This window comes from Bacillus sp. FSL R5-0434 (assembly GCF_038004745.1).
GTDB lineage: Bacteria > Bacillota > Bacilli > Bacillales > Bacillaceae > Bacillus > Bacillus halotolerans.
On sequence record NZ_JBBORV010000001.1, the window covers coordinates 3,057,132 to 3,083,222 of the forward strand.

36 protein-coding genes are annotated in these 26,091 nt (G+C 42.5%); 3 read left to right on the plus strand and 33 right to left on the minus strand.

The features are described 5' to 3' along the window. Positions 1–298: 298 nt before the first annotated feature. Positions 299–784, plus strand: coding sequence for a cysteine dioxygenase (locus NYE43_RS15925; protein WP_103672556.1), 486 nt, complete (start codon positions 299–301; stop codon positions 782–784). Between the two features lie 284 nt (positions 785–1,068). Here NYE43_RS15925 and NYE43_RS15930 read toward each other — a convergent pair whose 3' ends face one another. Then, entirely contained in the window at positions 1,069–1,218 is a 150-nt protein-coding gene (locus NYE43_RS15930; protein WP_326230646.1) for a hypothetical protein, read from the minus strand. Positions 1,219–1,301: 83 nt separating this feature from the next. On the opposite strand from NYE43_RS15930, the gene NYE43_RS15935 reads away from it, so the two are divergent. Further along, the gene (locus NYE43_RS15935) at positions 1,302–1,640 is read left to right on the plus strand and encodes a YolD-like family protein (RefSeq protein WP_326230645.1); all 339 of its coding nucleotides are present in this window, start codon (positions 1,302–1,304) and stop codon (positions 1,638–1,640) included. A gap of 164 nt (positions 1,641–1,804) precedes the next feature. Here the strand turns inward: NYE43_RS15935 and NYE43_RS15940 are convergent, their stop codons facing one another. From NYE43_RS15940 to NYE43_RS15955, 4 genes are all read right to left on the minus strand, one after another. Then, on the minus strand, positions 1,805–2,551 hold the full coding sequence (locus NYE43_RS15940) for a DUF3800 domain-containing protein (protein WP_326230644.1): 747 nt from the start codon (positions 2,549–2,551) through the stop codon (positions 1,805–1,807). 125 nt (positions 2,552–2,676) lie between these two features. Continuing rightward, on the minus strand, positions 2,677–2,907 hold the full coding sequence (locus NYE43_RS15945) for a helix-turn-helix domain-containing protein (protein WP_015382966.1): 231 nt from the start codon (positions 2,905–2,907) through the stop codon (positions 2,677–2,679). Further along, the gene (locus NYE43_RS15950; protein WP_268450227.1) at positions 2,885–3,127 is read right to left on the minus strand and encodes a hypothetical protein; all 243 of its coding nucleotides are present in this window, start codon (positions 3,125–3,127) and stop codon (positions 2,885–2,887) included. Before NYE43_RS15950 ends, NYE43_RS15945 begins: the two co-directional genes overlap by 23 nt. A 29-nt stretch (positions 3,128–3,156) precedes the next feature. Next, positions 3,157–3,300: a hypothetical protein gene (locus NYE43_RS15955; protein ID WP_010329784.1), complete on the minus strand. Its 144-nt coding sequence runs from the start codon at positions 3,298–3,300 to the stop codon at positions 3,157–3,159. A gap of 333 nt (positions 3,301–3,633) precedes the next feature. Between NYE43_RS15955 and NYE43_RS15960 the strand changes: the two genes are divergently transcribed. Continuing rightward, complete coding sequence (locus tag NYE43_RS15960; RefSeq protein ID WP_268498287.1) at positions 3,634–4,146, plus strand: hypothetical protein; 513 nt, start codon at positions 3,634–3,636, stop codon at positions 4,144–4,146. Positions 4,147–4,397: 251 nt separating this feature from the next. Here NYE43_RS15960 and NYE43_RS15965 read toward each other — a convergent pair whose 3' ends face one another. The 28 genes from NYE43_RS15965 to terS all read right to left on the minus strand — a co-directional run bounded on the left by NYE43_RS15965 (position 4,398) and on the right by terS (position 26,058). Continuing rightward, on the minus strand, positions 4,398–5,375 hold the full coding sequence (locus tag NYE43_RS15965) for an N-acetylmuramoyl-L-alanine amidase (RefSeq protein ID WP_326230642.1): 978 nt from the start codon (positions 5,373–5,375) through the stop codon (positions 4,398–4,400). Between the two features lie 52 nt (positions 5,376–5,427). Then, the gene (locus NYE43_RS15970; RefSeq protein WP_326230641.1) at positions 5,428–5,691 is read right to left on the minus strand and encodes a phage holin; all 264 of its coding nucleotides are present in this window, start codon (positions 5,689–5,691) and stop codon (positions 5,428–5,430) included. 15 nt (positions 5,692–5,706) lie between these two features. Then, on the minus strand, positions 5,707–5,985 hold the full coding sequence (locus NYE43_RS15975; protein ID WP_101864208.1) for a hemolysin XhlA family protein: 279 nt from the start codon (positions 5,983–5,985) through the stop codon (positions 5,707–5,709). 77 nt (positions 5,986–6,062) lie between these two features. Beyond that, positions 6,063–6,314 (minus strand): hypothetical protein, encoded by a 252-nt coding sequence (locus NYE43_RS15980; protein WP_341062212.1) that lies wholly within the window; start codon positions 6,312–6,314, stop codon positions 6,063–6,065. A gap of 12 nt (positions 6,315–6,326) precedes the next feature. Further along, entirely contained in the window at positions 6,327–6,497 is a 171-nt protein-coding gene (locus tag NYE43_RS15985; protein WP_341062213.1) for an XkdX family protein, read from the minus strand. Between the two features lie 18 nt (positions 6,498–6,515). Further along, a complete protein-coding gene (locus NYE43_RS15990; RefSeq protein ID WP_341062214.1) occupies positions 6,516–6,821 on the minus strand; it encodes a hypothetical protein in 306 nt (101 codons plus the stop codon). Between the two features lie 15 nt (positions 6,822–6,836). Further along, the gene (locus NYE43_RS15995) at positions 6,837–10,130 is read right to left on the minus strand and encodes a phage tail spike protein (RefSeq protein ID WP_341062215.1); all 3,294 of its coding nucleotides are present in this window, start codon (positions 10,128–10,130) and stop codon (positions 6,837–6,839) included. A 12-nt stretch (positions 10,131–10,142) separates the two neighbouring features. Continuing rightward, positions 10,143–10,907: a distal tail protein Dit gene (locus NYE43_RS16000; protein WP_341062216.1), complete on the minus strand. Its 765-nt coding sequence runs from the start codon at positions 10,905–10,907 to the stop codon at positions 10,143–10,145. Further along, a complete protein-coding gene (locus NYE43_RS16005; protein WP_341062217.1) occupies positions 10,904–15,619 on the minus strand; it encodes a hypothetical protein in 4,716 nt (1,571 codons plus the stop codon). The genes NYE43_RS16000 and NYE43_RS16005 overlap by 4 nt, the downstream gene beginning before the upstream one ends. Positions 15,620–15,623: 4 nt before the next feature. Beyond that, positions 15,624–15,959 (minus strand): hypothetical protein, encoded by a 336-nt coding sequence (locus NYE43_RS16010; protein WP_257962804.1) that lies wholly within the window; start codon positions 15,957–15,959, stop codon positions 15,624–15,626. Positions 15,960–15,979: 20 nt separating this feature from the next. Beyond that, positions 15,980–16,492, minus strand: coding sequence for a tail assembly chaperone (locus NYE43_RS16015; protein WP_041055257.1), 513 nt, complete (start codon positions 16,490–16,492; stop codon positions 15,980–15,982). A gap of 54 nt (positions 16,493–16,546) precedes the next feature. Next, positions 16,547–16,816: a fibronectin type III domain-containing protein gene (locus NYE43_RS16020; protein ID WP_341062737.1), complete on the minus strand. Its 270-nt coding sequence runs from the start codon at positions 16,814–16,816 to the stop codon at positions 16,547–16,549. Beyond that, a complete protein-coding gene (locus NYE43_RS16025) occupies positions 16,806–17,120 on the minus strand; it encodes a fibronectin type III domain-containing protein (protein WP_341062218.1) in 315 nt (104 codons plus the stop codon). The genes NYE43_RS16020 and NYE43_RS16025 overlap by 11 nt, the downstream gene beginning before the upstream one ends. Continuing rightward, positions 17,062–17,574 (minus strand): phage major tail protein, TP901-1 family, encoded by a 513-nt coding sequence (locus NYE43_RS16030; RefSeq protein ID WP_341062219.1) that lies wholly within the window; start codon positions 17,572–17,574, stop codon positions 17,062–17,064. Before NYE43_RS16030 ends, NYE43_RS16025 begins: the two co-directional genes overlap by 59 nt. 13 nt (positions 17,575–17,587) lie before the next feature. Next, a complete protein-coding gene (locus NYE43_RS16035; RefSeq protein ID WP_341062220.1) occupies positions 17,588–17,986 on the minus strand; it encodes a DUF3168 domain-containing protein in 399 nt (132 codons plus the stop codon). Between the two features lie 18 nt (positions 17,987–18,004). Next, positions 18,005–18,421 carry an HK97 gp10 family phage protein gene (locus NYE43_RS16040; protein ID WP_041055270.1) on the minus strand — a complete coding sequence of 139 codons (417 nt, stop codon included), beginning with the start codon at positions 18,419–18,421 and terminating at the stop codon, positions 18,005–18,007. After that, a complete protein-coding gene (locus NYE43_RS16045; RefSeq protein ID WP_341062221.1) occupies positions 18,408–18,752 on the minus strand; it encodes a phage head closure protein in 345 nt (114 codons plus the stop codon). Before NYE43_RS16045 ends, NYE43_RS16040 begins: the two co-directional genes overlap by 14 nt. Beyond that, positions 18,749–19,048, minus strand: coding sequence for a phage head-tail connector protein (locus tag NYE43_RS16050; RefSeq protein ID WP_341062222.1), 300 nt, complete (start codon positions 19,046–19,048; stop codon positions 18,749–18,751). Before NYE43_RS16050 ends, NYE43_RS16045 begins: the two co-directional genes overlap by 4 nt. 8 nt (positions 19,049–19,056) lie before the next feature. Next, the gene (locus NYE43_RS16055) at positions 19,057–19,308 is read right to left on the minus strand and encodes a hypothetical protein (RefSeq protein WP_162103256.1); all 252 of its coding nucleotides are present in this window, start codon (positions 19,306–19,308) and stop codon (positions 19,057–19,059) included. Position 19,309: 1 nt separating this feature from the next. Beyond that, positions 19,310–19,645 (minus strand): hypothetical protein, encoded by a 336-nt coding sequence (locus NYE43_RS16060; RefSeq protein ID WP_341062223.1) that lies wholly within the window; start codon positions 19,643–19,645, stop codon positions 19,310–19,312. A 4-nt stretch (positions 19,646–19,649) separates the two neighbouring features. Further along, positions 19,650–20,567 (minus strand): phage major capsid protein, encoded by a 918-nt coding sequence (locus NYE43_RS16065; protein ID WP_101864197.1) that lies wholly within the window; start codon positions 20,565–20,567, stop codon positions 19,650–19,652. A 14-nt stretch (positions 20,568–20,581) separates the two neighbouring features. Beyond that, positions 20,582–21,163, minus strand: a complete 582-nt coding sequence (locus NYE43_RS16070; RefSeq protein WP_101864196.1) for a DUF4355 domain-containing protein — start codon at positions 21,161–21,163, stop codon at positions 20,582–20,584. A gap of 97 nt (positions 21,164–21,260) precedes the next feature. Beyond that, positions 21,261–21,500, minus strand: coding sequence for a hypothetical protein (locus NYE43_RS16075; RefSeq protein ID WP_101864195.1), 240 nt, complete (start codon positions 21,498–21,500; stop codon positions 21,261–21,263). After that, positions 21,497–21,784, minus strand: coding sequence for a hypothetical protein (locus NYE43_RS16080; protein ID WP_101864194.1), 288 nt, complete (start codon positions 21,782–21,784; stop codon positions 21,497–21,499). The genes NYE43_RS16075 and NYE43_RS16080 overlap by 4 nt, the downstream gene beginning before the upstream one ends. 2 nt (positions 21,785–21,786) lie before the next feature. Then, entirely contained in the window at positions 21,787–22,710 is a 924-nt protein-coding gene (locus NYE43_RS16085) for a phage minor head protein (protein WP_341062143.1), read from the minus strand. Further along, positions 22,697–24,100, minus strand: coding sequence for a phage portal protein (locus tag NYE43_RS16090; protein ID WP_341062144.1), 1,404 nt, complete (start codon positions 24,098–24,100; stop codon positions 22,697–22,699). Before NYE43_RS16090 ends, NYE43_RS16085 begins: the two co-directional genes overlap by 14 nt. 4 nt (positions 24,101–24,104) lie before the next feature. Next, entirely contained in the window at positions 24,105–25,313 is a 1,209-nt protein-coding gene (locus tag NYE43_RS16095) for a PBSX family phage terminase large subunit (protein ID WP_341062224.1), read from the minus strand. Beyond that, entirely contained in the window at positions 25,303–26,058 is a 756-nt protein-coding gene (gene terS, locus NYE43_RS16100) for a phage terminase small subunit (RefSeq protein ID WP_341062225.1), read from the minus strand. The genes NYE43_RS16095 and terS overlap by 11 nt, the downstream gene beginning before the upstream one ends. Positions 26,059–26,091: the final 33 nt, after the last annotated feature.

Genomic DNA, 26,091 nt, shown 5'->3' on the forward strand with positions numbered 1-26,091 from the left:
GATATCGTGACTTATGAGTCCCTGCCTGCTCCCTCAAGCGATTTAAAGCAGGCCGTTTTAAAATTAATCCTATCGGTCTTCGCTTGGGTAATGACGGCACCTTTCAATTCACTGTTTTCATCAAAATCCAAACTAATCAACCCGAATAAGTTGGTGATAAGAACAACATGTTGACCGCACATTTTTTTGTGTTCACTAGGCGTTTGCCGCCTCTAAATTGTCTATGGGTAAATATCATGAACTAATCTGCGAAATACCAATGCTAGGCAATTTTAAATGATCCGGGAGGTAAAAACGAATGGAACTGTATAAGTGTATCGAAGAAATTTTTGGCGGCTTGAAAAATCCATCGGTTAAAGATTTGGCAGCTTCTTTAAAACAAATTCCAAACGCGGCAGAATTGAGTCAACCATATATAAAGGAACCAGACCAGTACGCTTACGGCCGAAATGCCATCTATAGAAACAATGAATTAGAAATTATCGTGATTAACATTCCCCCAAACAAGGAGACAGCAGTCCACGATCATGGTCAATCCATTGGTTGTGCAATGGTGTTAGAAGGAAAACTTCTCAATTCTATTTATCGCTCAACCGGCGATCATGCAGAACTCTCCAATTCATATTTTGTCCACAAAGGAGAATGTCTTATATCAACCAAAAGTTTAATTCACAAAATGTCCAATCCGACTTCCGAACGAATGGTGTCTCTTCATGTTTACTCACCCCCTTTGGAAGACATGACGGTCTTTGAAGAACAAAGTGGTGTATTGGAAAATTCATGATTTATAGCCTGAACTACTTTACTTGATTAGTTTGTTATATGTCATTTTTCAAACGCAGGAGCCTAACGAAGGAATATCTGACTTTATCATTGGTTTATGAAATGCTCCTGAGGACATATGATTTCGGATCAACAGAAGGGTTCAGCGAATGAATCCTATCTATTAAAAACAAAAAAACCCTTATAGAATAAGGGTTTACAGGTATGGAGCCAAGGGGGCTCGAACCCCTGACCTCTACGCTGCCAGTGTGGAGATATGTTTCTGACACGAACAGACGTTTTATTTTAAAACCCTATTTTATAGGGTTTTCTTACATAAGCTTCTGATGAAAAATGTTCTTTTTTGATTAAAAATGAGGAAGTTGGTCCCCAATTCGTCCCCATCTGTCCCCAAAAGGCATTATAACGTTCTTCTTTAACTAAATCAGACTTCAAATATAGCTCCTGATATTCCATTATTTTCTCTGTTGATAAAAGAACGTTTGTTCGCATATAATTTGTTCAAGGAGATGATCGGAATGAATGAAGGAATTTACGACAAGAGATGGGAACAAAAGTTCATTTTGCCTGAGCAAAGGGCTGCACTGTTAAATAGGAAGAGAGAAGTTCAGAAAATCGACAAACCCATTCTTGATGAATACCAGCTGGAGGAAATGGCACGCACAATTTGTGAGGCTATGGAATTCAACTCAGTTCTGGTAATCAGTGTGTACAGAAATGGTTTTATTGAAGAAGTAACAGGACATGTTCATTACATAGATGAAGTAAAACAGAGGCTTCATATGAAGGATTTAAAAGGAGATACAAACATTATTGCATTTTACACACTTATAGATGTAAAAACTTTATCCGATTGAGTTTAAACAAAACAAAAACCCCTCAACTCAACGTTAAGGGGTTGTAAATTCAAAGGTTAAGGCCCTGGGCACTCTGCCGTTAATGGCGGGGCATCTTAGATACCGAGTGGTGATCCAGCTGACCTAAACCCACTATACATTATGTATATATTTTTGTCAATGTATTAATTAATTTTGCGCACAGCTGATTTTTTTTGTTTTCCGAATGGAAAGTTATGCTTCATAAAACACGATTTAGATATTATATCCCAATATTCACTTTTTTTATTTTCGTATTTTTGATAAATTGCACCAGCAACGAAATCTGACAACTGTAACATTCTTTCTGCAGTCGAGTCTCCAAAAGTTAAGGCAGTAAAATACATGCTATCTTCCGCTGTATATCGCCTCGATTTCATATACTCTTCAACCGCTTTATTTCTTACAATATCTCTCCCATCAATTACAATTTCCAAGTTCCTTTTATTACCTAGTTCTCTGTTTATCGCTTGCAATATAAGTTTTAAAGGAAAATTATATCGAGCGTCCATATCTTTATATAGCTGTGTGTGATCCAATATTACATGTTTTCTATATAGCAAATACCCTATCTTTATATTAGGATCATTAACCAGTTCATTCAAAATAAACTTTCTTTGATTTGGACGACATTTTTGGAATTTCAACTCTTTAATTTTCTTAAATGGTAGATTGAATTGAGTTCTTGCATTATTAATTATTTTTCTGGCTTGTGCTCGATAACTCTTTTTTATTAATACAATGCCATAGGCAAGATACTTGCTTGATCCTTTATCGAAATTTATTCCAGCACACCCTGACTCATCAATATATGCAATCCACTCTGTGTTCTCGGGTGCATCCAGCACCCCCAATGTTTTTAATCTATTTATTTCAACTTTATATTGAGACAACGCCTTAACCCCCGAATATTTTAATCTACTACCGAATTTTTCTATACATTTCATTATACACCATTGTTTGAATTTTCGTATTCTGATTAATATACAAAAAAATAACCCCTAAAACAATCGAAGGGTTATTCATCGTACGGCCGGTACTTCTTCCGGCCGGCTTCTAATTCTTTTTTTAGGGCTTGTACATGTCCAAGCAAAAACAGTGCGACTGTCCCAACCTTTTTAACCGGTTTGAGCTTTCCAGAAGTCACAAGGGTACTTAAACGCTGCCGAGTGATTCCAAGCAGCTCCCCCGCTTCCGCTGCAGTCAAAACTTCTTCCTGGATAAACTTAATTTTTTCGCTTTCTTTCATGTCGACTCTCTCTCCACATCATAAAGAATCCTTTTAACAAGGTAACAACAACGGCTATCATCAATACAGTATGCGCAATCTTTCCAGACATACCCTCATCGGTCAGATCAATTGCAACGATCCCAGTAACCAAAATGAGCAAAACGGCAAAATCTCCTGTGCTGTACTGCTTAAAATATTTTTTCATATTATCGTGGACGTGATATAATGGTATGAGCAAGGGGATTTCTCCCCTTTGCTCACTGTGTATCAGCGCTTCTTGCTTACCCGGCGGGAGCGCTTTTTCTTTTTCTTGCTATGCTTTTCGCTTTCCTTCTGCCATATGTCGTAGATGTGTTTTATGATGGTCACGATACCAGCGATAGCAAGAATCCAGTTTCTCACCTCGTCCACTTCAGCACCTCCTTTCTATACTTTAATTATACAATATCTATTTACAACCGTCAATAGATATTGCAAAAAAATTCCCTTGCTTTAATTTTTTAGGATAAGAAATGAAACTATGGTTTAATTAAAGTCCTACTCAGGTAATAGGGCTTTTTATAGACCCCAGCAATTTCCCAATAGTCAATATGTCAATTTTGAGTTCATAAGAACACAACTTTAGAAGTCCTTTCACTTTATGTTCATGATACCTTACTACCAACTTTATTATAACTATGGAAAATTATGTTATGAAATGTTAGACTCTAATTGCTTCAAATTTAAAGGGAAGGAGAACCAAAAATGAATAGTGTAATCGGAAGTTTTAAGACTAAGTTTGCGATTGTTTTGGGGTTGGTTTTAGCTTTGGGTTTTGCATCTATCTTTGGCACTCCACAAGCTCAAGCTGCACAGGCAAATAATGATTATCAAGATAAAAAAGCAGCTGAACAGTTGGCATTAGCTTTTTATGAAGCGTCTACATTTGACAAAGAGACAAGTAAGTACAGTTTCGATGTTGAAAAAGCTATTGCATCCGGAATCAAATTGGCTGATGCTGTCCAAATGAAAAATTATTTAGAATCGTTGTCACCTGATCAAGCTAAAGAAACATATGATCAACAAGTAAGCGCAATAAAAGAAATGAAAAATAACCCAACAATTGCTCCTATTATTTGGTGGGCTGTGAAAGTTCTTGCTGGTGCTGGCTTAGCTTGGTTAGGCAAAAAACTATTAGATATGGGTGGATATGAGTTCTGTAAAAGATATGAGGATTATAACGACGTTACAAAGTATGTATGTAAATTTATCGGATAACATCTAGGAGTGATCAATATTGAAAACATGGTTTGTATATGTCTTTATTGCGACGTTAGTGTCAATGCTGATTCAATCAGGATTAGATAAGGCTGGTATGTTAAACTTGAACAACATATGGGCTGATTTTATCAGTTGGATTATCATTTTCTTTGTCGTTTATATTCTGATTGACTTGGCAGGAAGATTCCTCTTACGCTCGAAAAGCAATAGTTAAAAAATCCCCTCCTAGAAGGAAGGGATTTTCTTTTTCACTTCAATTTCTCTTCAATTTTCGCTTTCGTTTTCGGTCCATAAATGCCGTCAGCAGTCAGACCGCTTACTGACTGAAAACGTTTGACTGCATTTGCTGTTTTTGGACCATACACGCCGTCAATGCCGTTATTATTCGCCCCTTTGTCCGGGTAGAAATAAAGAGACGCCAGAGCATTTTGAATCCGCCTTACGTCATCCCCTTTTCGCATAGGGCTTGTTACTCTAATGACACCAGAGGGCAGCGCATATGACGTTTTTTTGCTGCTTGGTTTAGGGCTCGAAGTGCTTGAGCCTGTGAGCTTTAATACTTGGCCGACCTTGATCAAGTTCGGGTTTTTGATACCGTTCAAGCTTTGCAGGGGCACCACACTCACCCCGTGCTCTTTTGCAATTGCGGAAAGAGTATCGCCTTTTTTGACTGTGTAAGTGCCCCCAGAAGCTTTAGGCGCAGATGATGACGGTTTAGAAATTGTCTTTCCTCCCAGCGCCTTCAATTCTGCTTCAATGGCAGATTTAACCTCGTCCCATCTTCCCTCTGACAAAATACGGTGCGGGCAATACTTTCCGCTCCAATCTTGATGCTTCCGCACACGATCAATCCCCCAGCCGCGTTCTTTAAGCAGCTGCGCCACAAACTTGATAGCCAACTTTTCAGCAGCCCTATATCGTGCGCCTCCTGACTTGCTGTAGCAGATTTCAACGCCGATAGACTTACGGTTCCCAGGACCGTTTGTGCCGTCTCCAGTGTGCCATGCATTGCGATTTAACGGCAGTCCTTGAATAACCTCTTTGTCATCAACTGCAAAGTGAAAACTCGTTGAACTGGTGTTTCCGGTCATGTAGCTGACCTCGTTAGCAGCTGACGCATCATTGTAAGTATTATGAATGGTGATGTATTCAGCATCCAAGTAATTCGGGCATTTCAAAGCGTATTTTGCTTCTGATACAAGGTTCTTTTTCACTGCAATTGTCATGAAAATCTCTCCTATTCTGTTTTTTAAATAGAAAGAGCCGCCAGCTGGCAGCTTATTTGGTTAGATCGTGATTTTTCAGGACGGCTTTTTGCTTGTGTCCTTTTGCTGTCACGTAGTTGTTTTTGAACCACGCAGCAAGTGTTGTGCCGATTGTGAAGAGAAGAGAGCCGGCAGTGTATAGCGCATCCGCCAGTTGGTTCACTTGTGCATCAGTAATATCCAAGGGTGATTTACCAAACATCAGCATTGTTTGGTTGATAAGCGCAATTAAAAGAAGCGCAGTCCGAACAACTGTGCCTTTGTCAAAGTTTTCCATATGTTATTTTCCTCCTTAATGTTGCAACACGTTATAAAAAATAGCGATTAATCCCCCTATAACTCCGGTGGAAATCGCTGTGATAATTGCACCCGTTATGGTGCGCTTGATCCAAGTTGTGTTCTCTTCAATTTTGTTGAGCTTTTCATTAAGTGACATGATTTGCTGGTCTTGCCTATCTGAGGATCGTTCAAGCGAGCTTACCCGTCTTTCAAGCGATTTTTGTTCTAGTTTGAACTCTGCCATCTCTTTTTGTAGTGAATTCACTTCCGGTACCTCCGTCAATTGTGACATTAGTACGCCCCCCTTTTATCTATTTCATGCGATTTCACCTCCTTTGAGGCAAAATAAAAAAGCCGCTTCTCCGCCGCTTATTTTTTCTTGTGATTTAGTTTTACAGGCCCTTTCAAGTTGTTCAGGTTCTTTTCTAACTTCTCAATATGTTCCTTCAGATGCTGGATTTCTTCATCTTTTTGCTTTAGAAGCTCTTTGTCTTTCTTCGACATATAACTGTATGTCATCAAAGTATCTTCGGCTTTAAGCCATTTTTGCTGATAAGTTGCTGCTTTCATTTCAAACAACTCAACTTTTGTTTCTAACTCCAGATTATTTGATTGTTCCATGTAAGTATTCTCCTATTCTGTTTGATCAGGAAAAGCGTTTCCGCGCTCAAGAGCTGTTATTGCATCAAATTCATCTTGTGTAATGCGTTTCTTTTGAACATTCGCTTTTAGTTCAACGGTCAGAACAGTTCCGTTCTTCCAACAATCCTCAAAAAACCCGTATAGTGCACTTTGACTTTCCATAGGGCTTCCCTCCGTGTATTACGATTGATTCGCCATTAAGACATTGCACACACGTTGAAGATCCAATATTTGCTCCTTCATTTGTTCGACTTCTGAGGCAGGTTCATCTATTGGGTTTATTCCTTTCAAAATCTCGTCAATTTCCTCCTGGGTAGCACCTTCCACCCATTGTCCCCGCTCTCTATCGTATCTTGGTTTAAAAAATCCTGAACCTTCCCATGCGTCTACAACATTATCAGGAATGTTAGGGTCATCAGGATTATAACTCCTTACGATATATCCATTCCCATCAATCACATATTTCATCAATCTTGATTCTTCCAATCTAACTCCTCCTTTTTAATATGTTCCTATAGGCATACCTGTTCCGTTAGCATATTGAGGCTTAGGCATATACATAATGCCATTAAGATTTATCGCTCCTGATTTATATCCTAAAACTTTCAATGTCCCGAATGTATCTCCCGGCGTCTGATCGGCTCCATTCACTTGCACGCGCAGGAAACTTCGACCATTAGAGCAAACCCAAGCGCCGTTCTTATCTGGTGTAGGTACTCCTCCGATATTCAAGTCGCCCGTGTAAGTAGTTCCTTTTATTTCTCCTCGAAGTTCAACGAACCCATATTCATTGTATCTCCAATCAGCATAACCCCATTGCCCGCCTGTGTGTTCAAAAAATGGCCCAAGATTAATCCGGTTCCAATGTTTATTTTTTGAAAAAATAATGGAACGGTCTTGTGCATATAGGACATTTTTTTGTTTCGATTCCATATAAAATTTACCGGGCCACCACTCCCAGTTTATATCTTGACCTTGAATTCTAAATTTGTCCGAAGCTCCAGTTGTTCCGAGTGTATCATAATAAATAGCCAGTCTTTGCACATCATCGCGATAATACTCGATATATGCACCGTCATAACCGTTAGCAGACTCAGCCGCTTCACGGGCAGCTATTTCCATTCTTACGTTTGCTCCATAAGGGCCGTTTGAAAGTTTGACAGCACCCCTTGAAACTTCCGCCTTTTTCTCCATTTTTTTATTATCACTAGAATATAATGTGCCATATTCCTGAGTTATGCTGCCTGACGTTACAGTTAATTCCTCATAATAAATAGAATTGAATTCCCTATATTGGCTGATTTTATTTGCTTCGATATATGATTTTACGCTCGTTGATCCCGTTGTTTCAAAACGCGAACCCCGAATCACAACCCCTTCAATCGTGATACCTTTGAGGGTTCCGACATTGATCTTATCCGCTGACAGGTCTTTTATTTTGGCGTTTGTAATAGCAGCATCTTTGATGTTTGTCGTGTCAATAATCGCTGTGCCTAAATGGACGTTTTTAATAGCTCCGTTTTGAATTGCTACGGAACCAATCGCTGCTTCTGCAATTTGCGCACTCGTTATGGCCGCTTTTTGTATGTGTGTTGTGCCAATAGCTGCTGATTGAATATATTCTCCATATATAGCGCCATCAGTGAGCATGACGTCATAAGGGCTGTAACCGTATTCCTTGATTTCTTCGCCCTTTCTTACTTGAATCTTACGAAAAACAAAACTGCATGGTTCTGTATTTCCGTTTGTATTTCGGCCGCCGATTCCAATAGTATAATCAGATCCGGTTGCTGGCGCTGTGAATTTGATATTGACCCTCACGAATTGATCGGAGGGAAAACTGGATATGTCGTTCAGGTCTGCTCCGCTTATCAAGGTGAATTCTTTGTCCTTTTTCAAATGAATGAAGTTTAAGTTAGTCGTGTTGTTTCGCTTTACCTCAAATGATAGAGTGTATACTTGCCCCTCAACTAAAGTCATTCTCTGTATGTTATTCGGTGAACCTCTGTAGCCAGCTACCCCGAATACCGTAGTATCACCGTTAATCACTTGCGAAACGGTCATTTCATTGAAAGTCTTTTGTTCAACGCTGAGAGTAGAATTGCTGTAGGTGTAAAATTGATTCGCTTTCAGCAAAGACCCTGGGAATATATTACCTTCGTCAAAATCCCTGGCTAACTTATCAGCTGTCACTGCCAAGTTAGCCAGCTTTTCGGCTGTAACTGCACCAAATAATATGTCATCAGTTAATATTCTTTGAGTAGTGGCAGAAAACTCATCTGTAAAATCGCTTGCTGTGCCTCTTGTATTGATTGCTCGAAGACGGTAATACCAAACTTCATCCACACCTGTGAAATGTTCGTAGCCACCTGTTTTCCCTCTGAAAATCAGATTCTCTTTTAAGGGTGTGAAGCCCTTAATCTGTGAAGCATATACCTCATAGGCAGCAATGTAACTGGATGGGACATAATCCCAAGTAAGAGCAATATTTTGAAATAGCGCTTTTACTTGAACGTTTGTCGGGACCGGTGGTTTTGTATCCGGGAAACTGCCGTCAGTGACTTCGCCGACGTCTGGCTTTCTCTCCCAAGTACCACGGTTTTTGTCGAGTATACTCTCTATCTGATTAATCCGATCATCACCTTGGAGCACTGATAAAAACTGCCCTATTTCCACAACACAGGTATTGTCCGGATCTGTGATGTCATATTCCATGGAAATGATGCGCTGCGACGTTTCTATCGGAATAGCAAAGTTTCGGTCTATGGCAATTGTTGTATCGCCCAGCTCTACGTGCTCATGCTCGTAACCTGGTACATTTTGAAGCAATTGAACTGACAGCTCATAATTCACCTCAGTTTTGGATGCTGTCGTAATGAGGTGGTTGTATGTGGCTTTTAAAAGCTCCGCTGGATCAGTGATGTCTTCGTTGTTATATTGCCCTTCTCTGTGGATCAGTTCACCGTTTTTAAGGCGTCCCCGCCTTTTTAATAGATCCGGATCGCCAACCCATTCCTGCCCCAGTGGTTTATCGACAGGATCGCCTTTTGATTTCTTCCACTCTACTTCGGAGAAGTCAATAAACCGCGAATAACCGCCCGTCTCCTCCCCGTCTTCGTCTGTTGAGGCAATAGAGGCTCCATATCCCCAAAGAGCTGTCAATGGGTAGCTGATGACTGTCCTTTTGATATTCTCTGTATCTTTATCTATCTCAAAGCGTTTTCCGCTGTCTTTTCCTCGTCGTGGCAATATCTTTATAATTCTCTTTGTGATCTTGTTTCCGTCAAACTCAATATAATCTTGAAGCTCGCCGCCCCAGATGTTTATCACTTCAGCAATACATTCCAAAGCTGTTTTCTTATAAAAAGTTGTGGAGTTTGTACCGAGTTCAGCGCTTACCTCTGCCACCCACCGAGAACGAGCGAGTACATTGTCCAGAACATATTGTGCTGTTTTGTCAGTTGGCCGGAAGTCTTTCACAAAGGTTTCTGCCAGCTCCATCATGGCAGCTTCACATGTTACGAGTGTATTAACCTCTGAGTTTTCGTCCGTATCGTCAAGCTCCTTGATCACAAACAATCGGAGAATGCCGTCTTTATCTCTAAAAACAACCTGATTCTCTTCAAACAAATAGCGTGCATCAGGATGGGAAGCATCAGCTACAAAAGAAAAAGAAGAGCCTTTATTCAGCTCTTCTTTGTATTTGGCATCCCAAAATCTGCACGCTTCTTGTCCGTCGCTGGACAGCACTGTCAGCACTTGATCATCTGGTGAAAGAATATACATGTCAGCCATTAACGGACCTCCTTACAAATAAGCCTCATCGAATTTGATGCGGCTAGCATGGCTTAACTTCAATTTAGTTGGAACTTTTGGTGGCAGCGTGAACCACTCAGACTGTATTTGCAGAGCAGTCATGATCAATTTACCGCTGCATGTCACTTTTCTCTTTGATGAATCAATAATGAGAGTGTCACCGGCGATGAAGTTATACACGACTTTTATTGTCTTTAAAACAGATCCATCACCATTTAAAAGAGCCACCTCATATGAAGTGGCTGCCTCTTTAAAAACACATTCGATTTTTGGTTCAATCTCCGCATAACCCGGATTTGTGAAAACCTGCACCCCGGCATTCAGTTCTGATTCTTCAGCTGCTCCATACTTTTTAGGATCAGGGCAGATAAAGGTCAATGTAGCCTGTTGGAAGCCGCCCTGCTCTTCGCTTTCAGATATACTCTCAAATATTGCGTAATAGGTTCTGTCAGGCTCATCATGGAAAATGAGTGGCTTTGGCTCCTCTGTATGCAAAATAAAAGTCAATTCTTCTTGTTTCTTCTTCAATTCCTCTTCATTGCTGAATGCAAAAAGAACATCTATCGTTATCGTTCTTATCGGTAGCCTTGTGCCACGAAAGAAACCGCCTGGACGGTTCCCGATTGTGGCTGTATTTACCTCTCGGCTCATTACTCCCCGCCCAGTGGTTGATTTCACATAAAAGAAGGGTGAAATATCGATCCCATTGAATGTGATTTTCCACTGGTTGGGCAAAATCTCCTGATAATTGATCAATTAAACCTCACCCTCCTTTTGTTTGATCTTCTTTGCGCGTCTGTTACAGGCTTCTCTACGCCCTGACCGACTTTCTTGCTGTCCATTTCAACAATGATAGTTCTTTCAGGTAACTCAAGGTTTTTGACATCTGTACTGAGTTCTTTTCTAACAGTGCCGAGGTCGCTTCTAGATATGGATGTATCGTAAGCAAGATTCATATCTTTCTGCTCGATATACATGGCATCGCTGACAGCAGTCATCGCCCGCTGAACCGTTCCGATACCGTTCTGGATACCAACTGCAATTCCCGCTGGCACCATCACACCGACTTGATCCCTCATTAATCGGGAAGGAGAATGTATCTTCAGCTTTTTCTTTATTGTCTTCTCGATTGTAGAGGCAATAGTGTTGGCTTCCTTCGCAAGCTCACCCTTCATATTTCTCATTCCGGAAATAATGCCGGCCATCGTGTTATAGCCGATTGCTCTCCCGCTGTTCTTAAGGGAGCCCAACTGCTTCACATTGACAGTAAGCTCGCCAATTTTTCTCATGTAGTCGCTCTTCAGAAGACTCAATTCTTTATTGGCAGCTGATCGAAGCTCATTAATTTTCTTGGCAGTCTCATTCTTCAGGCCAGTCAATTCCTGAGCCGCCTGTGTGCTTGCGAGTTTATGCTTTTCTGTCCAGAGTCTTACGTACTCATCTAATTCAGACGAAGTCATGCGGGCAATTGCATTGATCTGATCTGCTGAACCGACTCCCATTTCTTTCAGTTCATCAGCGAATGCCTTTGGTGCCCTGCCTGCGATGCTTGCGATATCGCTGTCAAATTGCTTTAATTTTGCCAGCTGATTTTTAAGGTTTGATGTCAGCTTTGAGCCGTTAACCTTCTCGCTTGAAACATCGTCAAATAGACCGATTGCGTTGTAAATCGCATTTGTTCGGTCTTGGAGCTCCTTCTTATAGGCATCGTTTGCCGCTTTTATATCTGAGGTTAGTTTGTCATTGATGCTTTTGAATTTGGACAGATATGTGTTATTGGCTGAGAGAATACCTTTGTTGATTTTATCTGCCGCTTTTCTCTCATTCTCTTTTTGCTTCCTGACCTTATCAGCCATTGCTTTTTGAGTTTGATAAATCTCACGCTGTACCTTGATTTGCTGATCAGAATTCAGTTTGTTCTTCTTACTGATCTTCTGGAGAGTCTTTACGTATGTGTTACCGCTGATTTTCCCTGTATCGTACTTGGCCTCAGCTCGTTTAATCTGATCAGACACCTTTTTGGTATACGCAAGCTTCGCTTTTGCTTCCTTGCGTTGCTGCTCTTTCAAAAGCTTTTTCTGTTTGTCAGAGGCGTTTTTAGCAGCTTGATAGATTTCACGTTGGATTTTCCGGTTTTGCTCGCTTGTCAGCTTGTTTTGCTTTTGGATTTTCTGCAACGTCTTGATATAAGTGTCAGCGCCCATTTTCTTGGTGTCATATTTTACTTCAGCGTTTTTAATTTTGTTGGTCACTTTCACTTCAGCAGCTTTTTGAGCCGCTTTAGCCGCTCTCGCCGCAGCCGCTTTTACTTTGGCCTGTGACTTATCAATACCGGCTGCCATACCGGTGCCGACGTGATAACCAACCTGATCGCGCATAACCCTTGATGGAGAATGAATTCCAAGAAGTTTTTTCATGCCGTTAGGGATTGCATTTGCCATCGATTTAATTTTGCTGGCTAATGCCCCCGCCATGCCGCTGATACCATTTATCAGACCTTGGATAATATTTCGGCCAATGGTTTTCAGATTGATTCCTTTGAAAAACTTCATCACGCTATTCCAGATACTCACTATCTTTTCTCGGGTCGCAATTATGCGATTTGCGATCTGATTTTTCATGTAGAGGAACGCATTAGAGGCAGCACTTTTTATCCCGTTCCAGATGGATTGAACCTTACTCTTAATTGCATTCCAAGTGCTAAGGATTTTTTCACGTGTCGCCAAAATCCGGTTTGCTATTTGGTTCTTCATGTACAAAAAGGCTGCAGATGCGGCTGACTTCAACCCATTCCATATTGAAGACACTTTACTCTTTATGGCATTCCATACACTGAGTATCTTTTCTCTAGTTGCTAGGATTCTGTTTGCAATCTGGTTTTTCATATAGAGAAACGCTGCAGATGCGGCGCTTTTCAAACCGTTCCAGACTTTAGTAACTGAGTTTTTAATCCCATTCCAGACTTTTGAGGCGAATGATTTAACAGCATTCCAAACCGTCATAATTACCTTTTTTTGCAGCTCAAAATTTGCCTTTAAAAGTGTGACGAGAGCCGACCATACTTTAGACGCTGCATTCTTAATCCCTGTCCAAGCAGATGAAAGCCACTTAGAAACAGCGCCCCAGACTTTGACTGTATAAGCCTTGATCTTATCCCAGTTCGCAATGATGAGGACAACCAAACCCACTACAGCCGCTGTGATCCATCCAATAGGACCCATAGCAATGACCCAAGATGCCGCCATTCTCGCCGCGTTTGCCGCCGCTTGAGCCGCTAATACAACCAAACGCGCTCCGAAAGCAATCATCTGTTTGATTCCAGCTGCCAACATAGATGCAAATGAGCTTATTTGAGCCGCTGTCCACGCTGCGGCCATTCTCGCTGCCTGCGCAACAGATTGAGCAGCCATGACAACCATCTGTTTGATCCAAAGGCCCATCTGAACTATTCCAGCTCTAAGGGAAGTTACAAAAGAGCTTATTTTCATGATTGTCCATGCTGTTGCTGTTCGTGTTGCCTGTGCAATCGACTGCGCCGCCATAACAGTCATATTTTTAATCCACAGACCCATTTGAACTATGCCGCTCTTTAGGGAAGATACAAGAGCAGATATTTTCATCGCTGTCCAAGAAGCAGCCATTTTTACACCATTTGCTGTGGCTTGAGCTGCCATAACGGTGTATTTTGCAATGAAGCGACCAATAGCTGCAGTGGCTCCTTTTAATTGAGTTATCAGCCCGGCCAACTTAATTCCGGCAGCTGTATCTTTGAACCCACGCAAGTATTGAGCAGCATCTTTAAAATCTTTAAATCCATTTGTTACTGCACTGACAGCAGCCATCGCAGGAACCAGCGCCCTTAATGCACCCAGCAATGAAATGCCTACTGCAATGAATTGCCCGATAGCAGGGTTAGCTTGCATTGCTGCATTTGTGAATTTTAAAAATCCGTTTACCGTTTGTAAGATGGATTGCCCTAACGGCGCCATACCAACGAGCAAATTGATAATTGTTTTGGCGATTTCTCCGATCGTACTCCAAACAGTTGGACCGTTCGTTTTGATGTAGTCAATAAACGACTGGAATTCTTTTGTTTTCGTGACGCTGCCGGCCCATTCATTAAACTTCTGAGTCATGTTGACAAGGGATGTCATCATGTCCTGAGACATCGGGGCAAAACCGGTAAACAACTTTGTTAGACCGCCTGATAAGTTCCCGATGATCTGCAGCAACTTAGGACCGTTTGTTTTGACATATTCTATAAACGTTTGGAACTTTTTAGATGAACCTAAATTAGCTGACCACTTCACCCATGAAGCCGTGGCCTTTTCCAAACTGGCCGACATGTCGTTCCCAAGAGGGCCAAAAGCAACAATCAGATTCATAACTGTTCTGAGGACGTTTCCGGCTATTTTCCCAAACGTCACAAAAGCCTGGCCTGCATTTTTATTCATGAAACCAATAAAACGTTTCATGTCTGCATCTTTAAATGCTGCATTCATACTTTTAGCCAGTGTAACGCCGCCATTCGCCACGCTTTTGAACATAGGTCTTAAACTATTCAGAACACCTTTGAACGTTGTCAGCGAGCTTGTGAACGTTTTTAGGATAGGCTTCTGAACAGATTCGGAAATGCTCTTCCAGTTCGCTTTGAAATCTTCTAATGTGGCAAGCGCCTTTTTCTCTTCTTTTCCAAGAGACTGCTGAATGCCCTTGATCTTCTCCATGATTTTAGCGCGCTCTTTGGCGTCAGTGGTTTCATCCAGTTTTTCCTGAAGCTTTTTCAAGTCTTCAGAAGCTTTGAAAACACCACCTAGTGAAGATACCGCCAGTGCCCCAAATGCAGCAGCTCCTGTCCCTGCTGTCGCAAACGCACTACCAAGCCCCATAACGCCACCAGCTGCCACACCAAGCATCGGGCCCAGTGATCCTATTGCTCCAGTAATACTGGCAAGAACCGGAGAAATTGCTGGCAATGCGGATGTGAAGGCTCCCGCAAGCGAATGACCTATGACGGTTGAAACAGAGTTAGTGATTTTCGCCAGACGATTCATAGAGTTTTCGAAGCGATCAGTACGGGCTTCTATGAAGATCCATACTCTGTTTGGTAAGGATCTCGTCTCAGTTTGAGCTGCAGCCACTGACCTCGTTAAATCTGATGAATCGCCGTTGATATTGGTTGTAACCCGGTTGGGCAACGAGGCAATCTCAGCCCTTGCCGCTGAAACGGCCCTTTGTACGGGGTCAGCGTCTGCGTCTAAATCGACTCGGGTTCTTTCGTGTCGATGAATAAAGTTGTCGATCTGCTGTTCTGCCTGTCTAACTCTTGCTTGAAAGCTTGCGATTTCCGCTTCAACTTCAACAGTATGGGTATCAGCCATTCGCCGCATCATGTCATTAACTCGATCCATACTTCTGTTGAATCTCTGCGTCTGAGCTTCTACAACAGCAGTAAGCCTCTCGATCATGCCCTCACCCCTTTTCTTTGTATTGTTTTCCGAAATAAGACCGCACAGCGTCATTTAACATCTGCACGTCTTTAGCTCTCGAACCAAGCTTGTTTATGTCTGATTCACGCCATTTGTTTTCCTCGCTTGTCAGAGAACGCTCAAGCTCTCTGCGCGCTTTTCTGGCGTCAAACATCTTTGACTCTTTTGGTCTCTTTTCGTTTAGAGCATAGCGATGAAACATAGCATTTCTCGCCAGCTTTTCCATCTCGTCAATTTCACGGAGTTTTGCTGCTTTTAGCTTTCGTTTATACTCGTTTGGAGTCCATGACATAATGACATCGTTGTCATAGACTCCCATCCAACGAGCCGCATTTTCAATTACTTGGAGATAGTCGATCCCGTCTTCTCTTTGTACGCTTCCTCCATCGTCTCCAGCATGTCCTTGTTCATTTCGTCTTCCTCTAGACGCTTCGCTTCCATTTCCGGTGTCTCGTTCGGGCTGACCTTTTTCGGTTTCGCCAGCTTGCTCATCATCTTCCATTGCTGACGGATCTTTCCTTTGAAAAAACCCGCTGAATCCAGTGTGTTAAAAGCTTCTTTCACCATCTCATCAACGGCGTTGCCAGTTTCATCTTCTTCAATGATCTTGGCAATTGCATCTTCAATCTGTTCAACAGATGGTTTGCCTTTTTTCAAGTGAGCCAGCGCGCAATCCCAAAATGCAGAAAGATAAACAGCATCATCGTTCAGTAAGCTGTTGTAAATCGTTAATGTACCGCCTGATTTATCACCGTTTTTATCTTCTTTCGCATATTTCTCGTTTGCTGTTCTATCAAATGCAAAATCACAACGTGCAGCATAATCTTTTCCGTCAATTGTTAAGTGAGCCATATATAAAACCTCCAAAATTTTGTATTAAAAAGAGCCCTGGCAACAGCCGGGCTCCTATGCTTCTTCTTTATTTGTGCGAATCGTAAATTTCTCTGACCACACCGACTCCCCTGCGGCGTTTACTGCGGACACATTGAAAATATATGAAGTATCGGGTTTAAGAGTCGGATTGGACAGATATGAGTTTGTTGTGACAGTTGCTATCTTTGCATAGTATCTGTAAATGTTGTACGAGGTCGCCCCTTTCACCGCGTCCCACTTGAATCCCACTTGATTAGAAGTGACACTTGTTGTGGTTATATTACGGGGTATATCAGGGCGCAGTCGCTTGAGTTCTCGTGATGATCTCGGTCATCGGTGATTCCCCAGCGTCATTAACCGCTGAGACGTTGACCGTCAGCTGGGTATCTGCCGCAATGCCTGTCAGTGTGTGGGATGTGCCTGTGACAGTAGCATCAAGTTGCTTGTTGGCTCCTCTATACACTTTGTATGACGTTGCCCCATCTACCTCATCCCAATTCACGGTCACGCTGTCAGTAGTAGCCGTGAACGATAGATTTTGGGGCGCATTAGGGTGTAGTTGTGCTGCCAAAGTCCTCAAATTTAGTCGCGCCGGCAGAAGATTCAATTGCTGCTAACACGCTGTCCGGCAGAGGAGGCAACTCGCCTTTGAATGTTTTTCCGAGTACAGGAAGAGTTATCGAAACCTCAACAAACCCATCTTGCGGCTGACTGAATTCCAAGCTTTCAATAATTGCATGACCATAGACAGCGTTGTGCTTATCATTTTTATTTTTGTTTTTATTGACCTTCCAGACCTTAATTGCCTTTTCGTTATCATAAGCGTCCTCAATTGCTTCCTGCCCCGGATCTGAAACAGCAGCATAATAAGTTAGCTCAAAGCTTTCATTTTTTGTTCCGTAACCGACAATACGGCCTGACTTTGTGGATTCATCCAGCGTGTCCTGTTCTTTTGTGTGTGACCCTTCTGTTTGGAAGGCAATGAACAGCCCTTCTGTTCCTTGTGCATCCATCGGCTGAACGAAATAAATTTCATCTTTACCATTCAATAATTGTGGCATTACCTTCATCCTCTCAATTGTTTATTGTGTATCGCATCCTGAGAATGCCGTGTCGGGTGTAACCATCAATGTCGGTGATCACCTGCATGCCGCGCATCTCAGAACGGCATAAAGAAAAGCCCTCTACTTCTAAGGGCTCTCTGGTTATTGCTTGCAGCATCAAATCAAGGATCTTCATCGCTTCTTTTTTGCCGTTATAGTCGCTCCAGCAATGGAGAACAACATTGATGATTTCACCTTTAGACGTTTTTGTTTCAAATGGCGAAACATCATCATCGCCTGTTGTCACATATGGCTTTTTCTGATCTTTCGAGACTGCATCAAGCACACCAGTGACGCGTGCATTCAGCTCTTCATCAGTTGATAGCCTTTGAAATATAGCCGTCTGCAACGGCCACATGGCTGACCGCATAATGACAGCCCCTTTCTATCACATTTGACTGGCGAAGTACCGCATACCTTCTTCAATAGACGGATTCCAGAACGGCTGAGCCCGCATGCCTCGTGTCATAACCCATCGGTTAAGCTTGGTGTCATAATAGACCCAAGGAGTCTGCCGGCCGCCCCCGTCTTCCGCATAGATTCCGGTACCGTATTCGACATAAATTGCATAATCAGCACCAACAGAAATAACGGCCGTTAAGCCGCCATCCCGATAGTCGATTTCTATTGAGTTTTTCAAGTTCCCGCCGTCTATCATGGCCGTTGGAGCATTTAAAACAGCATTGCTGTAAATCAGCTCGGCCGTGTCAGTTACAATACGTTTTGCTTCTTCAATCACATTGTTCCTGAACTCTTCAGTGGCTCTGCGCATTTGCCTGACCCATCTGCCGCTAACTCTTGCCATCAGACTCCAGCACCCCCGATACCTGACATTTCAGATTCAAGACTTCATGCATGCCGCCTTGATCAATTGGCTCTGATTTGAGAATGAGAATTTTATTTTCGTAAATGATCCTCATTGTCTTCTCGATATCAGTCCGATAAGGGAAATACACGTTGCATTCAACCGGGTTTTGCAGCTGCTGAGCCTGATAATATTCCCGGGAACTGACGCCACTGACTAAAGCTTCTGTTGTGATGTAATCGACGTAACCTTCTTCATAACCACCGCCACCGTCCGGCACCTTACCCATCCGCTGAAACATGATTTCGTGGGGGAATTCCTCATAAATCATTTAACTCTCAGCCTTCGATATGGCGTAAGGTGCTTTGTGATGTACCGAGGAAATTCTGTATTGTACGAATACGACACATCCCCCATGCTTCTCCCCGAGAGTCCAGAAGGAGTCATGTTATATTCTGCAGCCTTCGCAACAAAAAGCTTCACTCCAGCTGGCAAAGCCTCCAGATCGAAACTGTTATTACAAAAGTCACTGGCATACTCAATCAAATTAGGGACTATTTCAGACAAATATTCGTCATGTCTATCTGTCTTAATCCCTGTCATTCGCTTTACTTGTCCGATGTCCACTGAATCACCTACTCTTCACCCAAGACAATCCTGATCAGTTCGTCTTTAGGCGCTTTTGGATCAAACTCATATTCATTCTCTTTCAAGAAAGCAATAATCTCATCTTTATTTACTTTCTGCAGTTGAGCCTCAGTCATATCAAGAAGATCGGCAGCTGGCTTCTTGACCTCATCCACTCTCTTAAACCCAATATGTGAGTAAACCACCTCAAAAGCCTTTTCAGTGCATTCAATTGTTTTGGAACCGTTAGATGCTTTCATATCACGCGCTTCCTCCTTCCAGTGCTTTCAGGCGGTTTTCAATATCAGTGAGTTTGGCAGTTACATCATCACCAAGCTTGGCTAACGTAACAGCCTTTGCAGCAATATTGGCATTTTGTACACTGCCGGACCCGATGTTTCGACTTTGAACAGAACCCTCACCAATATTGATGTTTTTCACTTCTCCGTCGCCAATCATTTCAGAAGTGATGCTTTTAGCAGAAGGCGTTGAACCGGGCAAGCCGGTCACTTTTGCGCCTGATTTGATCTCTAATTCGCCGCCGATCACCAATTTGTCGCCGTTATTAGTTTTATAGTTTTTAGATGTGTATCCCATCAACTTACGCCCCCGTTGCTGGTGTAATAGCTGCAAACGCATCATCAGTCAATGTCATGAAACCGACTTGCTGAGTCACACGAAGAGCAACCATGTCACGCTCATATAAGTTGATAGGATCGCCATTTTCGTCGACAACAGTAGTTAACGTTGCATCCTCAGAGATTTTATACTCCATTCCTTGCGGGATACCGTACCGAGTATAATTCCAATCTGCCGCAAGCAATGCCGCTTTATCGTAATCCCATGACTTGGAATTAACATAGCCGATCGGAAGTCCAAGAGCCTGCGATGTTGCGCCGCCTGTCGCATCGTTAAAGATTGGAAGCCCGTTACCGTCCTTAGTGCCGCGGAGTTTTTGACGGAATCGGCGTGTAGTAGTAAAGCCATTTACATCCTTATCAGCATCCTCAACTAACGCCATTACTCCATTAAGCTCGTCATATAGGTTGCCAAGTGAGTTTAAAGCAACAGTGTTACCAGATGCCTTAATTTTTTCAAATACCGAAACGCCTTCACCGAATGGCGAATTGATACCAAATAAAGCTGCTTGGTCAAATTGAATTGCAAAGGCTTCAGCAACTGAATCACGCATTTGTGTAAAGAAATCAGTGACAGAGTAGCGCAAGAATTCTTTAGAAACAGGGATGATAACACCCAATTTCTTAGAAACCATTTTTGCAGTTAACCATTGTGCCTTAGAAGTTTGGATTCTCTCGCCTTCTCCAACCCAGTAAGCCCCTGGTCCAGAAGCCAAATACGTGAATTCTTTCACCGGTTTATTCATTTCTTCAAATTTTGCTAGTTGTGTAACCGCCGATTGCGTCATAAACTTCCTTAAAACTAGGGTTCCTTGTTCAGTTGGGACCTTCCCGTTTACTGCGTCTTGCATCAATACATTGTTTGGATCGAATGTTGGCATAAAGATAGCCCTCCTTATTTTCTAATACTTGCTTCAGCTGCAAGCGAGCTAATATCTAAACTTTGATTTGTCGTTTCATTGCTGCCGGACTGAACATCACGGCCGTTCTCTTGAAACTTGGATTCAATCGCCTTTTGAAGTGCAGTATTGTACTTCTCTTCGAATGCTCCGAGGTTCTTCATCGTTGATTCTTCATCCTCACCGATAAAGAATTCCACTACATCTGTTGGCAGTTGCTTTTCAGAAGCATAAGAGACAGCTTTGTTTAAAAGCTTTTCACGTTGTGCTGCTGTCTTTTGATCTTTCAGCTCCTTTTCCAGCTTCCTGATGCGCTTTTGTTCCTCTGTTTCCTCCGGATAAAGCTCTTTTACCTTTGCATCAACCAGAGCATCGAGGTTGTTCGACTTCCATGTATCAAGGCCTTTCGTAAAATGGGAATCCAATCGAGGCTGAATGAGACGCTTACCTTCTTCTGTATCTAAAAACCCATTCACCTTGTCAGCTGACACGGCAGAAAGTTCATTCAGATACGACTTTACTTCTTCATTCTCTTTATTTTCTTCGAGAAATTTTTTCACTTCGTCTAATGTTGGCATTACAGTTCTTCCTCCTTTGCCCTCTACAGTGCGCGCCTGTTATGAGTGCATGAAAAATAAGCCTTTTAACGTCATGCTCAGGACGGGGATAATTGATTTACTCTTTAACTTCTTTGAAATCAGCATCAAATTCGTGTTTATTCCAATTCTTGATTTTCACATATTCATTTTGCTTTAACTCCCACTGCCATATATCTATTTCAGCAGGTGGATACTCTCCATTTGACAACTCAGTTGCTTTCTCCATAGCTTTTTCGAACGTAGGGTAAATCCCTACCTGATGAGGATAACAGTCATAATAATCGTCACTTGTGTACTCAACTTCAAAGAACATCACTGCTGTTCAAACCTCGTTTGTTTTTCTTCACTTTGACTATTTTCTTTATGAATCATTTGCAACGATGCGAGAGTTTCAGCATCTATGTCGATATGTTCTGTCGTAAATCTAATAGTGCATTCATTAAATGTTTCCGTTGACATATGCAGCGATAAATCAGTTATTAAGCTAGGTTCTTGGCCATCAATCAATATGTCATAATCACTAAACCTTAATGGATGCATGTGAGGTGATTCAAGCTTTTTTCTCCCCTCTTCATTTAGCTTGATTTCTAGTTTAGCCATCATCATTTCCCCTTTTCCTCAATGGATTTGTACCATTCTTCGTAGGTTTGGTATGGAATAGTCTCTCCAGCGCCATTGCCGCGCTTACGGGCTCTTCTAGTATCCGGCAGCACCCCGTTTACTTTGAAAGCAATCGTACAACGGCAGTTAATATCATCCTTGGCATTATTCATGTGCCCCGGAGCCGGTCCGACGCCGCCATATATTGATTTGAATAGCCCATTTCGTTCTATTGTCTTCCCGTCCAGCTTCCTGTGCCCGCCTCGTGTTTTAAGATCAAGGGTAGCATTCCACATCTTTTCGAGTTTGCTCTTTTTAGAAGCCTGCTCAGCGCTTTTCATCCTCGCCGAGACTTGTACCCTATGAGTCTCTGTTCTCGCCACGTCACGAGCCTTTCTGCGGGCAAATTCGGTCGTTTGCTCAATGCGCCGGGCAATTTTGGAGTAATCTTCACCAGCTTGAATCCCTTGAGCAATTGAAATCTGTATTTGCCGGACGTAGTCATCTCTGTGGCGCTTATATAAGGCTGAGAGAGTTAATTCGGCTATCGGGTTTAATATGGCCTGCTTGATTACTTCGACTGTAGGGATGCTGAAGCCTAAATCAACTGCAGCTTCCATCTCGTACAAATAGGCAGAGCGCATGTAACTCTCAAGGAATTGCTTAGCAGCCAAAGCCTCAACGATTGTGAGGATAGTTTTGAATGCCTTACTGGATTCCTCAGTCATGCGCTCCATTTCTTTTTTGAACCTGTTGTATTTATTCATATCAGCCATGGATAGTTGACCGTCTCTGCTGTATTTTGCATAAAGAGCCGCGATTTGTTGATTAATCTCTTTCAGCCGTTGAGCAAAAACGACATCAATCTTTTTCGCGTCCTCTGTGATCATGTCATCCAGGTACTTATCAATATCATTCTGGTTCATCTTCATCACCGCCCGTATCCGTTGGGATTTCTCTCAACGGCGGCATACTTTTCCTGTACTCCTCTTCTTCATCTTTCATCTTCTGAAGCTCATACTGAACATCATCGACAAACGACAGGAGAGATAGACGGGTTTCTTCGCTGATGTTTCCTTTAAGCTGAGCTGTGGTCTGTGCCTCTTCAAGTACGTTGGCTGGCAGATTGCGTTTGAATCCGAACCATACTTTCAAATAATCTTCTGCTTTTGCTTTATTTTTCGTTGCCCAAGCTGAAAAGATCAACTTGTACTGATAACGGAGAGCAGCAGTCATTTTCCGTTCCATCGTGATGCACTTATTCTCAAGGGCCATCAATTTATATTTCATTGCAACGCCAGTGATATTTCCCCCAAATGATTCATCAGAGAAATTTACCGACTTTGCAAAACGGAGAATGTTTTCTTCCAGACGGTTCAAATGGTTTTCAATGATCGCGTCGTTTATATCCTTTGTCAGGTAGCTGACATCGTCTTTTTCATCGTATAGCTCAAGAATTCCAGTCTTTTTAAGTTGCTGGAGTGTGTCCTCATCGGCTCCCAATCCCTTTAGGATCAAGTACGCCAGTCTGTACTGTTCAATTTCGTTTGAGGCGTCTGACAGTGTCCGATCATAGGCATCAATAAGAGACAATACCTTTTCGGCATCGCCTTTGAGCTCTTTATTGTTTGCCAGCCCGAATAAAGGGCAGCCATCAAACATATGGGGCTTTTTGTCGTCCAAGGTAAAAGCTGAACTATCCTTCGTACTGAAATAATAAATCGTTTTGCTATCATAAAATTCCGCTTTTTGCTGCCCGTTATATGTCTCGTAATAACGCAAAGCATATTCCGGTTCATGAATATTCCCATCACTGAGGAAAACCGCTTCCCATGGTTCAATGTTTTTGACTCTTTCATTACCGTTCCGGTCGATATATGCAAGCCGCGCTCCGTAGCCGCAAATGGTAGCCATCTTTCCCCATTCACTATCTTCGTCAGCAATATTATTCAGAGTGTTGAAATCATCAATCATTTGCTTTCTGGTTGAAGTAGTGCCAGTCTCTCGCTTATCGTCAAACTCGTAAGTAATCGGATGCCCGAAGAGATAGCCCACCTTCGTATCAACAATGTCTGAATCAAATGAGTTATTAAGCTTGTTATTAACCTTATGATCTATCCGCTTAACATGGCCGGTCTCGAAATCCTCATACTCAATGGCTTCTCTGGTTAAGATCGGTACACCCTGAACCTCTGCCTTGTATCGATCATATAAGTTTTTCATTCTATCATGATCGTTTTTATGCGCTTCGATGATGTCTGCAATCAATTCAGGTGTAATGCCTGAAGCTCTGATCTTATCTATCAAATGATTCACATGATCACCCCTTCCCTTTTCGTCTCATTGGTTTGTTGTTTGTGTAAAGGGCATAACGTATGGAGTCCAGAACATCGTCCCATTCCTTAACCGGTTCGCCTGTCTTCTGATTCCAGACATACATAAAGATTTCTTTTTTAAACCGGTCAACTTTGTCTTCAACGACCAAAAGCTGTTCTTGTTTGAACAGCCGCGCCACTTCTTCTATGCCGGATACGACAGCTTTATCAGCATTGATAGCCCGAAGTTTTTCACGTCGGAAACGAACAACGTGTTCAGGCCGAGCCGTATCACAGTAGAAATTAATGTTGCCGTATCGCTCTTTGATGTCCTTTGCTACCTTAACCCAGTAATCAATCTCTTCATGCTGCTTGGAATGTTCTTCGAGCAAATAAAAACACCCTTGGTCATCTTGTCCGATTACGACAATAGAACCCGGGTGCTCATATCCCCAGTCAACGCCAGCGAAGTATTTTGTAAACCTGCCCTGTTTCTCTTTTAACTGGTCTGAACTGATATAGTGCTTGTCTTTGTTGAAATCCTTATATATTACGCCTTCTGGAGCTACCCAATAGCCGTAAATGTCCCTGTCCGTAAACATGCCGCTCGGTGTTGAAGCAACAATACTTTCGACATATTCTGGATCAAGAAAGTTGTTATCAAACAACGAGAAGTGAAAAGACCGGATGTTCAGCCGGCCGTTTTTCAGCCGCTGCCCGTCTTTGTCGATATAATCCGTTTTGACAGTGTGCATAGGGTTTTCAGGGTTTGTATCCATCATGACCATTGCGCCCTTATAGGAGCAACGGGAAATGACTTCTTTCACGAATGAATCATGCAGAGCCGTCGCTTCGTTTAAGAATGCGCCAGCTGATGTGAACCCCCGCGCTTTCTTCCATGAGTCTGCATTTGCGCCATCGAAGCAATAAACACGGTTGCCGAATATCTCAACGGCATTCGCTTTATCAAGGCGCAGTTCTTTCCCTAGGATCAGCTCTAAATCATTTAAGATATTCCGCTTTATAGAAGCCTGAGTTGCCCCGCCGATGATAAAAGAAAGCCCCATGTTTTGATACTTGCTGATATGCCCGAGGAACGTCAAAAGGAGCACGAATGTTTTCCCTGCCCTTTTCGCCCCACTGCATATTAAGATTTTCGGCTGCTCTTCAATAAAGCTGTTCCATACTTCTTGCTGCTTTGAGTTAAGTTCCATGAGGCTTCACCATCTTCCGCAGCATGGCAGCAACTTCATTTTCTTTAGAGTTTCCGTTATCGCCGTTAATATCTTTCTTCGCCTTCTCGATATTCAAGCGCATTTGCTCCAATTTAAGGCGTCGCTCGTCTTCTTCATGCGCCAGCTGGTCAAATTGCTTTATCAAGCTCCTGAGCTCTCCCATTGCCCGAGATTGAGCATTCAGGAAGGTTGCATGACGATCCCAAGCGAATTGTATTTCAAGCTCTTCTTCAGCAATGGACTTTTCAAAATACTCGTTACCGTCTTCATCCTCTTCAGGACGATAAACGTATTTCGCTTTTTTCAGCTCTTTTGCAACATCATCTCTATCCTGCACGAACATAATGCGCTGCGCCCGGAGAATGGCTGCATATTGAATCTGTATCTGATCCCATATCATATCAGCAGGCGAACGCTCCTGAATCTCTTCCATAATCTCAAGCGTTTCTTCTGGCAGGAATTTAGAGAAAAAGCCGTGAGTCACAGCATTTTGATTCTTCTGTGGTGCGCCGCCATTGTTCCCTAATGCATTTTTGTTGCCCGGTTGCCCGCCTTTTTTTGTGTGCACCCTTTTTTCAATGGGTGCACCCTTTTTTCTTTCCCAACCATGCCGCTGCTTCCACGATTTAATGGTGTTCACTGACACCCCGTATTTCTCGGCAAGGTCCTTGTATTTCATGCCTTTGACGTAATCCTTATACGCCTGAATGTGCTTTTCGGCCATCTACATTCACCGCCGCCCCCTTCTGATTCGTGT